Annotated in this window: 11 protein-coding genes; 3 read left to right on the top strand and 8 right to left on the bottom strand. The window is 63.7% G+C overall.

Going from position 1 to position 14,737, the window contains the following annotated elements; genetic code table 11:
• Positions 1-68: 68 nt before the first annotated feature.
• From M2331_RS06685 to M2331_RS06660, 6 genes are all read right to left on the bottom strand, one after another.
• Positions 69-3,008 carry a TonB-dependent receptor plug domain-containing protein gene (locus M2331_RS06685; RefSeq protein ID WP_181559554.1) on the bottom strand — a complete coding sequence of 980 codons (2,940 nt, stop codon included), beginning with the start codon at positions 3,006-3,008 and terminating at the stop codon, positions 69-71.
• A 259-nt stretch (positions 3,009-3,267) separates the two neighbouring features.
• On the bottom strand, positions 3,268-4,257 hold the full coding sequence (gene egtD / locus M2331_RS06680; protein WP_181559553.1) for an L-histidine N(alpha)-methyltransferase: 990 nt from the start codon (positions 4,255-4,257) through the stop codon (positions 3,268-3,270).
• A gap of 2 nt (positions 4,258-4,259) precedes the next feature.
• Positions 4,260-5,534, bottom strand: coding sequence for an ergothioneine biosynthesis protein EgtB (gene egtB, locus M2331_RS06675; protein ID WP_181559552.1), 1,275 nt, complete (start codon positions 5,532-5,534; stop codon positions 4,260-4,262).
• A gap of 1 nt (position 5,535) precedes the next feature.
• Complete coding sequence (locus M2331_RS06670) at positions 5,536-5,802, bottom strand: DUF2171 domain-containing protein (protein WP_181559551.1); 267 nt, start codon at positions 5,800-5,802, stop codon at positions 5,536-5,538.
• 86 nt (positions 5,803-5,888) lie between these two features.
• Positions 5,889-6,563 (bottom strand): 4-carboxy-4-hydroxy-2-oxoadipate aldolase/oxaloacetate decarboxylase, encoded by a 675-nt coding sequence (gene ligK / locus M2331_RS06665; protein ID WP_181561404.1) that lies wholly within the window; start codon positions 6,561-6,563, stop codon positions 5,889-5,891.
• 13 nt (positions 6,564-6,576) lie between these two features.
• The gene (locus tag M2331_RS06660; protein ID WP_181559550.1) at positions 6,577-8,007 is read right to left on the bottom strand and encodes an aldehyde dehydrogenase family protein; all 1,431 of its coding nucleotides are present in this window, start codon (positions 8,005-8,007) and stop codon (positions 6,577-6,579) included.
• Positions 8,008-8,070: 63 nt separating this feature from the next.
• Between M2331_RS06660 and M2331_RS06655 the strand changes: the two genes are divergently transcribed.
• Together M2331_RS06655 and M2331_RS06650 are read left to right on the top strand one after the other, a co-directional pair.
• Entirely contained in the window at positions 8,071-9,699 is a 1,629-nt protein-coding gene (locus M2331_RS06655; RefSeq protein ID WP_181559549.1) for a GMC family oxidoreductase, read from the top strand.
• Between the two features lie 131 nt (positions 9,700-9,830).
• Positions 9,831-11,180 carry a neutral/alkaline non-lysosomal ceramidase N-terminal domain-containing protein gene (locus M2331_RS06650; protein WP_181559548.1) on the top strand — a complete coding sequence of 450 codons (1,350 nt, stop codon included), beginning with the start codon at positions 9,831-9,833 and terminating at the stop codon, positions 11,178-11,180.
• A 39-nt stretch (positions 11,181-11,219) separates the two neighbouring features.
• On the opposite strand, the gene M2331_RS06645 is transcribed toward M2331_RS06650, so the two are convergent.
• Together M2331_RS06645 and M2331_RS06640 are read right to left on the bottom strand one after the other, a co-directional pair.
• Positions 11,220-11,702 carry an EF-hand domain-containing protein gene (locus tag M2331_RS06645; RefSeq protein WP_181559547.1) on the bottom strand — a complete coding sequence of 161 codons (483 nt, stop codon included), beginning with the start codon at positions 11,700-11,702 and terminating at the stop codon, positions 11,220-11,222.
• A gap of 21 nt (positions 11,703-11,723) precedes the next feature.
• Positions 11,724-12,395, bottom strand: a complete 672-nt coding sequence (locus tag M2331_RS06640) for a hypothetical protein (protein ID WP_181559546.1) — start codon at positions 12,393-12,395, stop codon at positions 11,724-11,726.
• 145 nt (positions 12,396-12,540) lie between these two features.
• On the opposite strand from M2331_RS06640, the gene M2331_RS06635 reads away from it, so the two are divergent.
• Entirely contained in the window at positions 12,541-14,736 is a 2,196-nt protein-coding gene (locus tag M2331_RS06635; RefSeq protein ID WP_181559545.1) for a TadE/TadG family type IV pilus assembly protein, read from the top strand.
• The last annotated feature ends 1 nt before the right edge of the window (position 14,737 follow it).

Below are 14,737 nucleotides of genomic sequence, written 5' to 3'. Positions count from 1 at the left end.
CTATCCTCTCGTCTGGAAATTAAAAATGCCCGGCGATCGGTTCGACCGCCGGGCACATCATTAACGGATCAGAACTTGAACCGAGCACCGATGCGGTAGGAACGGCCAACCACGTCATACAGCACGTTGTTGGTCGGACCGAAGCTGGACGGTGCGTCCACCGGCGGATCCTTATCGAACAGATTGTTGATCGCGCCGAAGATTTCCATCTTCTGGTCGCCACGGTTCCAGACCGCGACGCTGCCGTTCAGGTTCACATAGGTCCAGGGCGCGATGTAGTTGTCGTTGACGCTGTTATCGAGGTTCGGGTCATAGCCATATTGGCCGGGCCCGATCAGCGAGTTGTTGTAGGTGCCGCTGGAGATGTGACGGACCTGCACCTGCAGCGTGGCAGGCTCCGCATTGAACGTCACATAGCCGTTGATGATGTAGCGCGGCATGCCCGAGGGCTGCGAAACCGGCGAGCCGTTCATGCCGGCACGATCGACCGTACCGCTGGCGGAGTTGGTGATCAGGTCGTCGATGATCGTCGCCATGCCGCGCAGCGAGATGCTGCCCCCGAACAGGTTGACCGGCAGCGTGTAAGCGGCCTCGATGTCCCAACCGCGCGTGATCAAGCTACCCAGGTTCACGTTCGTGTTCACGATCGACTGGATATCACCGAAACGGCGCCCCGGAGCGACCGGACCGCGGGTGATGAGGCTGCAATATTCCTGGATGCCATCGCGCTCGCAACCATCGACGATGACCTGCGCACCTAGCTGCGACACAGCCTTATCAAGCTTGATGTCGAAGTAATCGACCGAGAAGCGCAGGCGACCGGCACTGCCCAGATCGGGCTGCAGGACGACGCCGACCGTGAAGGTATCGGCTTCTTCCGGCACCAGCGTGGAATCGCCGCCGAGCAGCACGGAGGTGAGCACCTGACCGCCTTCGCTCGGGCGAACGTTCTGGAAGCTGGTCTGCAGCGGCCCGAAAAGCTCGAAGAGGTTGGGCGCACGAATGTCACGCGAGCGCGTCGCGCGCACACGCAGCCAGTCCAGCGGCGAAGCCTCGACACCGACCTTCCAGGTCATGACGTCGCCGCTAGTCGAGTAGTCCGTGTAACGCAGCGCGCCGTTCAGATAGACGCCGGGCGCGACGGGAACGTCGAGTTCGCCGAAGGCCTCGAACACATCGACCTTGCCGTCGATCGGCGCGCCCGGGCCCGTGTAGAACTGTAGCGCCCGCGAGATCGCATCGGCATTACCCCGCGCGATATCCTGACGCAGCTCGACACCCGTTGCGGCCTTGATCGGACCGGCCCAGCCCTGGAACAGCGTGCCGTTCATCGATGCGGCAACGACGTTCTGGGTGATCCGCGTGTCCTGCTCCACCGTGCCATGCGTCCACGCCTTGGCGGCGGCCGAGAAGTTGTTCTCACCGAACGGGTTCAGCGGAACGCAGCCAGCAGCCGCCGGGTTGCCCTGCAGGGTTGCGCGGCACACGATGTTGCCGTTGGCAGGACCGCCGTTGAATTCGCCCTGATCGACGGCGTCGATGGCAAACTGCAGGCGCGGCGTGATCGAGGTGTTGTAGCCGCGCTGCCAGTAGTCGGTGCGGCCGAACTGGTAATAAGCATCGAATTTCCAGTCGCCCCACATTTCGGCATTGATACCCACGACCGCGCGGTAGGTGTCGCGCTTCACGGTCGAACGCTGCGGCCCGAGGTCGTTCCACACGCGACCCATGTTGAAGGACGGCAGGCCGACGCTCGCCATGGTGGCTGCGACCGAATCCGGCAGGAAGGCGTTGTCGGCGCGGATCACCAGCGAACCCAGGTCGCGACGCTGCGCCCCGATGGTGGAGCCATTGACGCGGCTGTAGGAGCCCTCGGCGAACAACTCGACGCCGTCAGCCACTTCGAACTTCAGATGGGTGAAGCCATTGAGGCGCTCGACGGGCGCGGCGATCGGGAAGTTTTCGTAGAAAGCCTGACGCGCATCGCCACCACCGCTCTGGAAGATCGGCACGCCGTAATAGGTGCCATAATCATGAGGCACGAGGGTGCCGTCCGGCCGGAATTCCATGCCGCGCAGACCCGACGCATTGAAGGCTGCCGCGTTCGCAGCCGGCCCGGAGACGATGAGACCATTGTAGGACGCCGTCGCCGTGCGCGTGTTCGGCAGGATCAGCGTGGCGGGCAGCCCCGCGCCGACGCGGCCGAGGCTCCGATTGGCGGGGTTGACAAGCGGGTTGGCAACCGTGTTGTAAGCCAGCGAGCACCAGTCGCGCGAATAGCAGCCATCGGTGCCCTTATTGTCCGAATACTCGACGCCCGCGATGATGTGGCCGCGACCACCGGCGAAGCTCATGCCGCCGGCGAGCGCGAACTGATACTCCTTGCCGTCGCCCGCATCATTGATGCCGTACTGCGCCGAGCCCTTGAGGCCGGTCAGGTTGGTGTCGAGAATGACGTTGACGACGCCCGCGACGGCATCCGAGCCGTAAGCGGCCGAGGCACCGCCGGTCACCACGTCGACGCGCTCAACCAGCGAGGTCGGGATGATGTTGAGGTCAACCGCGCCGGCATTGGCGAAGGAACTGCCCTGCACGGTCGAAGCCACCACGCGGCGGCCATTGATGAGCACGAGCGTGCGGTTGGCGCCCAGGCCGCGCAAGTCGGCGGTGGAGGCGCCGATGTTGTTGGCGAAGATCGCGTTGGTGCTCGGCGTCGCCTGCGGACGGAAGGACGGCAGCTCGTTCAGCACCTGCGCGACGTTGACGGCGGCTTGGCGCGCGATCTGCTCACCGCCGACGACGGAGACGGGCGTGGGCTGATCGAAGCCGGTGCGCGCGATGCGCGAGCCGGTGACGATGATCGCCTCACCAGCCTCATCATCCTGCGGCTGCGCGGTGTCCTGGGCGAAAGCGGGCGTGGCGACAAAAGCCATGCCGAGCGCGAGAGCGCTCAGGCTGGCACCGGCACCGGCCCTCAAAACGCGCGAACGTGTAATGAATGGGGACATGGACAATCTCCTCTCCTGATCAGGCACTAGGCACAAGCATTGCCGAACGACGCGCGCGCAAAGACAATGCCCGCCCCCATTCGACATGCTGGAAAAACAACGATGACGGACTATCAAGGGAGAATTGATCCCTCAACACCTTTAGCGCGAGTTAACTGCCTCATTGGCGAGGTGTGACATATCCGTCACAAAACCGGTGCTTTGCGTTGAAAAAGTCCACTCGGATGGGGTTTTCTGAGCACCAGAACCCCCAGCGAGGTCAGGGAGCGAGGGGAATCGTCTCCGCCTCGGCGAGGATCAGGAGGAAGTCTTCCCTCGCGTCGGTCCAAACCTGCCGAGGGGTCCAGCCACCCGCTGCCAGCAGAGCGCGCGCAGATTGTTCGGTATATTTGTGGCTGTTCTCAGTATGGATGGTTTCCCCATCGCGCATGAAGAACAGGCGGTCCTCGACCTGGAACGCGACGTCCCGATGCGCCTCAAGATGCATTTCGATCCGGCTCGCGGAGGGGTTCCAACGGGCGACATGGTGGAAATCGTCCACGGGAATGTCCGCGCCCAGCTCCCGGTTAATCCGGTGCAGGAGATTGAGGTTGAATTGAGCGGTCACGCCTTGCGCGTCGTCATAAGCGGCGATCAGGCGATCGATTGGCTTCACCCGGTCGATGCCGATGAGCAGCCACGAGCCATGGCCGAGCGTGTCGCGCATCGAGCGTAAGAGGTCCGTCGCGGCGAAGGGCGCGAGATTGCCGATGGTGGAGCCGGGAAAGAAGCCGAGCATCGCACTGCCCCGCAGCGCGGAGGGCAGCGCCACGGCTTTGGTGAAGTCGGCTTCGACCGGATAGATTGGTAGATCCGGCAGCAATTGCGCGAGACCGGCATTGGACTGGAGGAGGAATTCCCCGGAAATATCGATGGGCACATAAGCCGAAGGATTGACCTGCCGCAGCAGATGCGGGGTCTTGAGCGAACTCCCGGAGCCGAACTCCACAACGACCCGCCCCTCACCGATCACGTCTGCGACATCGCCGCAATGGGCCTTGAGCAAGCCGACTTCCGTGCGGGTCGGGTAATATTCGGGCAGCCGCGTGATATCCTCGAACAGTTCCGAGCCGACAAGATCGTAAAACCAGCGCGCCGGGATGGCCTTTTGCCGTTGCGAAAGCCCCGACAGGACGTCCTCGCAAAATGCACTGGTGCCTTCATCCGGTGCGCAGCTGTCCAGCAGATCGAGTTTGGGCATCGTCGCCATGGTCAGCAGTCCTTTGCGAGCCGCAGTCCGGTGAACTGCCAGCGCTGATGGGGGTGAAAGAAATTCCGGTACGAGGCGCGAATATGGCCGCGCGGCGTGGCGCAACTCCCGCCCTTCAGAACGAACTGGCTGCTCATGAACTTGCCATTATACTCGCCGACCGCGCCCTCTGCGGTGCGAAAGCCGGGATAGGGTCGATAGGCCGAACCGGTCCATTCCCAGACATTGCCGAACAGCGAGAGCAGGCCTGGCCCGTCTTCCGGGCATCGCGGCGCGACTGGTCCCGGCCGGTCAAGCTGGATACCAGCGTGAGGATCGGCAACCTGCGCCGCCGCTTCCAGTTCCTGCTCGGTGGGCAGGCGCGCGCCGGACCAGCTCGCAAAGGCCTCGGCCTCGTAGAAGCTGATATGCGTGACAGGATCGGCATCATCCACGGCCTGCCAGCCCGAAAGACTGAACTGCTCCCAGGCGCCATCCGACTCCCGCCAGTAAAGCGGGTGGCCGATCCCTTCCCGATTGCACCAATCCCATCCGTCTGACAGCCACAGGGATGCCATGCGATAGCCGCCATCCTCGATGAACGCGCGCCACTCGCCATTGCTGATCGGTCGATTGGAGAGCGCGTGGGGCGCGAGATAATGGGGATGACGCGGCTGCTCATTATCGAAGGCGAAGGCGGCATCGCCATCTGCGTGGCCAATGTCGGCAAGGCCGTTGGGCCGCTCGATCCAGCGCACGGCCGGGGTCTCGCTATGTCCTCGCGGTTGTGCAGGCCACAGGGCGACATCGAGCGGGTTGCACGAAAACAGATGCTTGAGATCGGTCAGCATCAGTTCCTGATGCTGTTGCTCATGATGGAGGCCGAGGGTGAGCAAGTCCGGGCACGCCTCCGCGAGCAGAGGCATCGCGTTCAGGACCGCCTCATCGACCCGCGCACGATAATCGCGGACCTCCGCGAGCGTCGGACGCGTGAGCAGGCCTCGATGCGGGCGCGGATGTCGCGGCCCCTCCGCTTCGTAATAGCTGTTGAAGAGATAGGCCCAGCGCTCGTCATGCGCGACATAGCCCGGCACATGGTCGCGCAGCAGGAAGGTTTCGAAAAACCAGGTCGTATGGGCGAGGTGCCACTTGGCCGGCGAGGCGTCGGGCATCGACTGCACCGTCGCGTCGGCGTCGCTCAGCGGCGCCGCCAGATCGACAGAAAGCGAGCGGACAGATTGGAAGCGGTCAGCCAGGTCTGCAGAACATGCCTCGGCGACCTGCGCGCGGCTCGCCATCTCAGGGATTCATGTCCGCAATCGGCTTCCCGTCCTGCTCCTCTTCGAACAGCAGGGCCGCTGCTCCGGTTGCGGACAAGCGCACCTTGTCGCCTTCCACCTCTGCGACGAGCCCGCCCGACAGATAATGGTGGTGCTTGCCATGCGAGCCGCTGTCCGCGCGCGTCATCTTGATGCGGTCACCCTCGACATGGTCGACCGTGCCGATATGCACGCCATCGGCGCCGATGATGGACATATGCTCTTTGACGTTGCTGAGATCGGCCACAATTGCCTCCACGCTTGATCGGGAACCCGATAGCCTAACGCGCAAGGCCAATATTGGATGCAGGGCGATCCGAGCGAATCTTTGGCTCAGACGTAGCGCAACCCGGCGTCCATGATCCGCTGGCGCAGATCGAATACGTCGAGACTGAACTCTCCGGCTGCAAGGCGCGTACGCTTGCCAGCCTCGTTCGCCTCACGGGCCCGCGATGCTTCCAGCACCTTGGCGGCGTTGGCGCGGGGGACGACGCACACGCCGTCATCATCAGCGACAATCACATCCCCGGGATTGACCAGCGCGTTGGCGCAGACCACCGGGATGTTCACGCTGCCCAGGGTGTTCTTGACCGTGCCCTGCGCATAGACGGCCTTGGACCAGACCGGGAAGTTCATCTCGGTGAGGTCGCGCACATCGCGCACGCCGGCATCGATGATCAGGCCACGGCAACCGCGCGCCTGCGCCGAGGTGGCCAGCAGATCGCCGAAATAGCCATCCTCGCAGGGGCTGATCGGGGCCAGCAGCAGGATGTCGCCGGCCTTCAACTGCTCGATGGCGACATGCACCATCCAATTGTCACCCGGAGGCGCGCTGATCGTCACTGCACTGCCCGCGATCCGCGCGCCGGCATAGATCGGCCGCATATAGCTGGCCAGCAAACCCGTGCGTCCCTGCGCCTCATGAACCGTCGCAACACCGCACGCCGCCAAACCGTCAATCACCTCAGGATCAGCACGTTCGATATTCTGTACGACCACACCCATGATTGCTCCTGCCCTCTCAGCTTGCGATGATTGTCTTGGTCTCTAGAAACTCTTCCAGTCCCCAGACACCATATTGCCGGCCATTGCCGGACCTTCTGTATCCCCCGAACGGCGCCGCCGCCGTCCATGGCGGAAAGTTGATCGACACATAGCCTGCCCGCACACGGGCTGCGACGGCCCGCGCCGACGCGGGATCAGCCGACTGCACATAGGCGGCGAGGCCGAAGTCGGTGGCATTGGCGATTTCGATGGCCTCGTCAACATTCCGATAGGTGAGGATGCACAGGACCGGGCCGAAGATTTCCTGCGTGGCGATGGCGGCATCCGGCGCGACCGGGCCGAAAATCGTCGGCCTGGCGTAATAGCCGGTCGGCAGATGGTCTGGTCGTCCAAGGCCGCCGGTCAATAGCGGCTGCCCGCCATCGATCGCCTGCCGGATCAGGCCCTGCACCCGATCGAACTGCGCCGCGTTCATCAGCGGGCCGAAGCTCGTCGCGGGATCATCAGGCGGCCCCACCACAAGGCCCTGCGCTGCGGCCACGGCAAGCGCGGCAACATCCTCGAAGCGGTCGGCCGGGACGATCAGCCGGGTCGGCGCGGCGCAGACTTGCCCTGCCACCATCATGCATGCCGCCACGCTGCGCGGGACGACCACCGCAAAATCGGCATCCGGCAGCAGGATGTTGGCGCCCTTCCCGCCCAGTTCCTGATGCACTCGCTTGATCGTCGGTGCCGCCGCCGCCGCGACCGCCGCGCCGCCCGCCACCGATCCGGTGATCGAGATCATGTCTACATCGGGATGCGCGGCGAGGCGCTGCCCGCAATCCGCGCCGCGACCATTGACGAGATTGAACAGGCCGGGCGGCAGGTCCGCCTGTGCCATCGCCTCCGCGAGCAGCCCGCCGCACAATGGCGCATGTTCGCTCGGCTTGACGATCACCGTGCACCCCGCAGCGATCGCCGGCACGGCCTTGCACAGCATCTGGTTGACCGGCGCATTCCAGCTGGTGATTGCCACCACCACGCCAATCGGCTCCCGCACGATCTCGAAGCCGCCGGGCATCATCTGGGCGAACGGATAGTGCGCGAGGATCTCGGCCATGCTGTCGAAATGCGCTCGGCACATCATGCTCTGCCCCTGCGCGACCATGCGCGTCAGGCCGATCTCCCGCATGAGGTGATCCTCGAGCGCGGGTGCCAGCACCTCGAAGGCGGCGCGCATCCGGGCGAGCACGGCCAGCCTTTCTGCGATGCTGCTCTGGGACCATGAGGTGAACACCTGCCGGGCAGCGGCGACGGCGCGATCTGCGTCGACCGCATCGCCGAGCGCCGCGCGTCCGAGCAACGTTCCATCCGCGGGAGACCGAACCTCCGCGATCTCTCGGCCGTGCGGCTCGACCCATGCGCCGCCGATGAAGAGACGATCCTGATACAGCGGAGCATTCAAAGTCGTGACACCTTGGCGTGAGGATTGTATAGCACGAGAATATACTATTTCAGAGAGGCGCCGGTGCCGCAATCGGAAAGCGCAGATTATATCGTCATCGGCGCGGGCTCGGCGGGATGCGTCCTCGCCAACCGCCTGTCGGCCGCGCCGGAAAACCACGTTCTTCTGCTGGAGGCGGGCGGGCGCGATCGCCACCCGCTGATCAGCATGCCCTTTGCCTTCATGAAGCTGCAATTCATGCCGTCGCTGACCTGGCCCTATTGGAGCGAGCCGGAGCCGGGGCTGGATGGCCGGCGCTTGTGGCTACCACGGGGGAAGGTTTTGGGTGGCACCTCCTCGATCAACGGCATGGTCTACGCGCGCGGCCATCCAGCAGACTATGATGAATGGTCGGCACTCGGCGCCACCGGTTGGAGTTGGGACGAGGTGCTCCCCTATTTCCGCCGCTCCGAACGGAGCTGGCGCGGCGATAGCACGGATCATGGCGCCGACGGGCCGCTGACCATCAGCGCGGTCGAAACGGCTGGGCCTTTGCATGATGCGGTGATGCAGACCGCGCGCGCCCTTGGCCATCCCATCCTCGACGATCAGCATGGACCCAATAGCGGTCACGGTTTCGCACCGCCCGAAGTAACGGTGGACAAGGGCCGCCGCGCCAGCAGTTCGCGGCAGTTCCTGCATCCCGTCACGCACCGGCCCAATCTGGCCATTCGGACGGGCTGCACGGTTACCCGGATCGTCATCGAGGCCGGGCGCGCGGTGGGCGTCGAGATCATGGAGGAAGGCCGGCCGACTTTGCTGCGCGCGCGGCGCGAGGTCATATTGTGCGCGGGCACCTACAACTCGCCGCAATTGCTGATGCTTTCCGGGATCGGCCCGGCGGACGACTTGCGCGCGCTCGGTATCGATGTCGTAGCCGATTTGCCCGGGGTTGGCCGCAATCTTCAGGAGCATCCCCTCACCGGCATAGGCTACACGCTGACCGAGCCCATCGGCTTCGAGAGCAATCTGCGCTTTGACCGGCTGCTGTTGAACGTGGGACGCTTTTTCCTCGGCCTGGGGAACCGGGCGACGCAATTGCCGGTCACCGCCTTTGGCTTCATGCCGACGAGGCCCGGGCTGGCACGGCCGGATATCAAGGCCAACATCTACCCCACCCGGCTCGATGCCCGCGTCTGGTTCCCCGGCATCCGCAAGGGCGCGGGTCATGCCATGAGCGCGTTCGCCGTGCTGCTGAGGCCCGAAAGCCGGGGCAGCGTGCGCCTGCGCTCGCGGAACCCGGCGGACGCGCCCGAGATCCGGATCAACATGTATGAGGACGAGCGGGATCTGCTGACGATGCGCCGGGCGGTGCGCATGTTGCGGGAGTTCTTCGCCACCGCGCCGCTGCGCGACCTTGCCGGAGGCGAGATCATGCCGGGCAGTGGCGTGCAGAGCGATGCGGACATCGACGCCTATAATCGCCGCAGCAGCGTGCTCGCCCATCATGCCTCCTCGACCTGCGCGATGGGCGCCGATGAGCAGGCGGTGGTCGACCCGACCTTGCGGGTCCGTGGCATTGACGGCCTGCGCGTGGCCGACGCCTCTGTCATGCCCCGCATCGTCGGCGGCAATACCAATGCGCCGGTGATTATGATCGCGGATAAGGCTGCTGACCTGATCCTGGGCATCGCGCCGCCGCAGTCCTGCTGAGGGAGGACACTCCCGCGGCAATCGATTGCATTTTTACTGGCCCTGCCCGCCTCGCTTCGCTACCCCTCCCACCCATCGACCCGCTGGATGCGAGACTCGCCGCAGCCGTACGAGGATGAGGAGGCTTTGAAATGAAGAGATTTTTGATCACCGGCGCCGCCATGCTGGCGATGGGCACGGCGCTCGCCGCCCCTGCTCAGGCAGAACTGAAAGTCGGCGCCGCCAAGGTTGATTGGACCCCGGCCGCCAAGAGCCTTAAGGAACCCTATACCGGCATCCTCGACCCCATTTACGTCCGCGCCATCGCGCTGGAGAGCAATGGCGAGCGCGCCGCGCTCGTGACGGTAGATGTGGGTGCAATCCCGACGGACCTGTGGAGCGGCGTCACCGCTCGCCTGAGCAGCGATCTCGGAATTGCGCCGGAGCGCGTCATGCTCACCGCGACCCACACCCACAGCGTGCCCTGGGGTCCTCACCCCAAGCTGGAGGACCAGATCGTCCAGGCCGTGCGCGAAGCGGTCGGCAAGATGCAGCCGGGCAAGGTCGCCTTCGGCGAAGGCAAATCCTACATCAACGTGAACCGCAACATCATCGACCCGGACAACCGTCGTTGGTGGGAAGGCCCCAATGTCGATGGCCCGTCCGACAAGACCGTGGCCGTGCTGCGCTTCGAGAATGCGGCCGGAAAGCCGGTCGCCATCTATTATAACTACGCCGTCCATGCCGTGCTAACCGGCAATCTCGATCTGGTGAGCGGCGATCTGCCCGGCGCCGCCTCCCGCTATATCGAAAATGCGATGGGCGATGATGTGGTGGCCGTATGGTCCGAGGGTGCTGCGGGCGACCAAAACCCCATCTTCTTCCAGCAGACCTACGATCTGCGCGCCATCCGCATCGCCGATTATGCCAAGCGCGGCGAAGACATCAGCAATGCCATGCCGCCCGGCGGCGTCGGCATGGACCGCAAGAACCCGCAGGTCGCCAAGCTGATGGAGCAGCAAAAGCAGATGGCTCAGTCCATGGGCCAGATGCTCGGTGAGGAAGTGCTGCAGACCATGCGCCTGCGCCTCGAACGACCCGAGAAGGTGGATGGCATCGCCGGCGCGAGCAAGACGCTGGTGTGCCCCGGCCGCGAGCGTACCGACAAGGGCCGCGCAGGCTATGCCGGCACCTATGTCGATGCGGCAGACATCCCCATTCACCTCAGCATGCTGAAGATCGGCGATGTCTTCATCGGCGGCGTGAATGGCGAGGTGTTCAATCCCATCGCGACCAGCTTCAAGGCGCAGGCGCCCTCGCGCCGCACGATGATGGCGACGCTGACGAACGGCTTTGGCCCATCGGGCTACATCCCGAACGATGCGGCTTTTGGCCAATATACCTTTGAGGTGGTGTCCTCGCGCCTGAAGCCGGGTTGCGCGGAAAGCGGCATCGTCAACGGCCTGCTCGATCTGGTCGAGCAGACTGACGCCGCCAAGTAAGGCCAAGGGGGCTACGGCCCCCTTCCCGCTCCCGCTCGCTCAATCCTCTTCGCACTTGCAGACCGGCCCGGCGCGCGTCGCGCTGGGCCGGGGTGCGGTCGTCGCGAATTCGACTGGGACCAGACGGCCATCGCGGTTTGCATCGGCGCCCGCGAACCGGGTCGATGTCGCCACGGCCCACTCCTCGAACGAGAGGAGGTTGTTGCCGTCCTTATCCAGCTTGCGGAACGCGCTCGTTCGGCTTGCCATCATCTCCAGGCGCGTGACGACGCCATCGCGATTGCGATCATAGCGGTCGAAGCGCTTCTGCTCGCGCGTCCGCGCGGTGGCTTCCGGGACGTCGGGCGGCGGCGCCCCACGTGCGTTGGGATCGCCTGGCGCGGGTAAAGGCGGCGCTTCGGCGCGCAGGCCGCCATTGGCGACGCGCAGCTGCATGTCCGCATCCACGGCGGACTGCCACCAGAACAGCCCCGCCGCCACGAACAGCAGCGCGGAAAGTACACCGGCAAAGAATCGCCCCATCGCAGGCCCCCTGCAGGGAGATTAACCGCGCAGGGCGGCGATCAGCAAGCGGCTGTACTGGCGGGGCGTGAAGCCGCGCGATGGCAGCCGCGCGGCGCGGACGTCCGGCATTGCGACAGCGGCGAGCAGACGCAGGGGGCGCGGCAGGCTACGAGGCGATCGCGCATCCCGAGGCAGAAAATCCGCGGCAAGTGCGAGGCTCCGGCGCGCAAGCGCGTCCTCGCTGGCGTGACCGGCCAGATCCCACAAGGCCCAAAGCGCGCCGAGCCGATCGGACGCCTCGCTCTCTCCTCCGGCCAGCAGGGCAAACAGCCCGCCGCCCCGGGCAAGTGCATAGTCCCGCAAATCCTCGTCGCTGAGAGGATCGGGCGATGCAAGCACGCGCCATCCGTCGATCAGCCGTTCTGCCGCCGCGCTGGCGCCGGCGTCCGCTTGCTGGCGCCAGGCATCGACCAGAGGCTCGCCGCGCCCCTTGGCATCATCCCGTTCCACCAACACGGCATCCCACCAGGCAAGGCGAATGGCGGCGATGGTCGGATCGGCCCGCCGACGGATCAGCTCGGCCAACCGGGCGTCCAATTGCCAGCACAGCGCATGCCATGAGCGCTCCCCAGCAGGCGTGTGCGCGAGCAACAGGCGCTGCAACGGGGCGGGCTCGTGATCGGCACCGAGCGCGGTAGGCGGCGCATTCACCAACGATCAACCAACCAAATTAGGCATTTGTCCACCACTTCTGAATAAGGCGAGGATCGGGCCGGTGGCGGTGCAATCGTTCGCCGGATGGGTGGCTTCAAGGGCAGTGAGGACAGGAATGCGCAACCGGGCAGGCGCAAGCTTCATGACCAGGCTTGGCCGCGACGTGCGCGGCAACGTCATCGCCATTTCGGCAGCGGCACTCATTCCGCTGGCGGGGCTGATTGGCGGCGGCGTGGACATGAGCCGTCTCTACCTCACAAAGACGCGACTGCAACAGGCTTGTGACGCCGGCGTGCTGGCCGGCCGGCGCGCGATGGGATCGGGGAGCTGGACCGAAGAGGGCAGCACCAGCACCCGCAGCCGCGCGCTCGAACTGTTCAACGCCAATTTCACGGATGGCGCCTACGGCACGACCTTGCTCGACCACGATTTCTCGGAGGATGACGGCGAGGTCACCGGCTTTGCGGACGTCTCCGTGCCCATGACCATCATGCGCATCTTCGGCATCACCGAGCGGACCATGCACGTAACCTGCACCGCCAAGATGGAAATCCCGAATACCGACGTGATGTTCGTGCTGGACGTGACGGGATCGATGAATTGCCCGGCCGATGGCAGCTACTGCCCGGGCGGCAACAATAACAATAGCCCGGCAAGTAATGCCCGCCTTGTTGGGTTGAAGAGCGCCGTCAAATGCTTTTACGAAGCTCTGCTGCGGGTTAACACCGCGGAGACCTGCGGCAACGACCCTGCAGCCACCACTTATGCCGGCACGGCGCAAATCCGCTTAGGGTTCATGCCCTATTCGGTAAACGTGAACGTCGGCAAGCTTCTGAACAATGACTGGATGGCTAGCACAGCGATCTACCAGTCGCGCGAGCCAAAAACTGAAACAGTTTACTCATGGCAAGCGGGCACCGAAACAATGACCCCGTGGACAAACTGGTCAGGTTCTCCGACGAATCTGAATAATGCCAGCACCTATTCCGGCTGGTCTAATATTACGAACAGCAACAACAACAGTTCAACTACTATCAACGGCACATCATACAGCAATCGGCGCACCGACAGGAACTCTTCAAACTGCTCCAACCTCAACTCGAACGGGACGGTACTTACTTACACGGATACTGGCAGCCTACAGGACCCCACCGACGTAGCTCCGGTGTATCCGGAAGATCCACAAGTTCGGACCCATCGGCAGGACGACAACCATGTCGTCGTCGCATACAAATACTCATGGTCAAACAGCAGTTGCCGTCTTCAGAGCAGCAACGCGCGCACATACACGCGCTCAAAGACGGCGACTGGCACACGCTCCATCACTTGGACTACACACCGGCAACGCGTAACCGGCTGGACATATAAACAAATGTCGTTCGACGTTTCCGCTTTGAAAGCTGGTGGTACAAACTGGAATAATAGCGTCGCACTGCCGGTAGCGACATCGACCGTTCCAGCGGTCAAACTATCCGGCTCCAACGCGGACACGACGCTCTATATTGCCGCGAATGCCGAGGTCACTTGGGATGGGTGTATTGAGGAGCGCAAGACCGTTCTAAACAGCGACGGCGATGCGAGCGATGAATGGAATTCCATTCCGACTGGCGCGCGCGATATGAACATCGATGCGGTGCCCGATCCCTCCAACCCGGACACGCAGTGGAAACCTATGCTGCCTGGTGTAGTCTGGGCGCGCTACACGGGTACCAATTATAACTACAATTGGACCGTAGATCCTCCTGTAGTGACTTCGGATCCGAATCCTTATCATCCCCGCAAGGACCGATTCAGTTATTATTGCTCGACCGAAGCGAAGAAGCTCCAGACCTGGTACACACCAGGGGGATTTGAAACCTATGTCAACTCCTTGCGCGCCATCGGTAACACGTACCACGACATCGGGATGATCTGGGGCGCCCGGTTCATTTCGCCGACCGGTATCTTTGCTGACGAAAACAGAGAGACCCCCACTGGCGGCGCCATCCAGCGGCACATTATCTTCATGACCGACGGCGCCACGATGACAGACAACACAAATTATACGGCCTATGGCATTCCCTGGTGGGACCGGCGCCAGACCACCTATGCGCCCAACGACACGCAGCTCACCAACATCCTCAACAGCAGGCTCGTCGCACTGTGCACCGCGATCCGCAACCGCAACATCACCTTGTGGGTGGTCTCCTATGGCGGCGGTGTCGACACCGAGACTGAAGCGCGCCTGGAGAATTGCGCGACGCCCGGCAAATATTTCAAAGCCGATGATACGCCAACGCTGATCAGCAACTTCAAGCAGATCGCATCTGAAATCGCCGATCTGAGACTGACCAACTGAG

The sequence above is a fragment of the Sphingobium sp. B10D7B genome (assembly GCF_025961955.1).
Taxonomy (GTDB): domain Bacteria; phylum Pseudomonadota; class Alphaproteobacteria; order Sphingomonadales; family Sphingomonadaceae; genus Sphingobium.
This window is presented reverse-complemented; position numbering and strand designations above follow the sequence as displayed.

Bases quoted from the DNA above. Each gene is read 5' to 3' on its own strand.
- M2331_RS06635 (WP_181559545.1), top strand. From the start codon at position 12,541: ATGACCAGGCTTGGCCGCGACGTGCGCGGCAACGTCATCGCCATTTCG.
- M2331_RS06650 (WP_181559548.1), top strand. From the start codon at position 9,831: ATGAAGAGATTTTTGATCACCGGCGCCGCCATGCTGGCGATGGGCACG.
- egtD (WP_181559553.1), bottom strand. From the start codon at position 4,257: ATGGCGACGATGCCCAAACTCGATCTGCTGGACAGCTGCGCACCGGAT.
- M2331_RS06645 (WP_181559547.1), bottom strand. From the start codon at position 11,702: ATGGGGCGATTCTTTGCCGGTGTACTTTCCGCGCTGCTGTTCGTGGCG.
- egtB (WP_181559552.1), bottom strand. From the start codon at position 5,534: ATGGCGAGCCGCGCGCAGGTCGCCGAGGCATGTTCTGCAGACCTGGCT.
- M2331_RS06685 (WP_181559554.1), bottom strand. From the start codon at position 3,008: ATGTCCCCATTCATTACACGTTCGCGCGTTTTGAGGGCCGGTGCCGGT.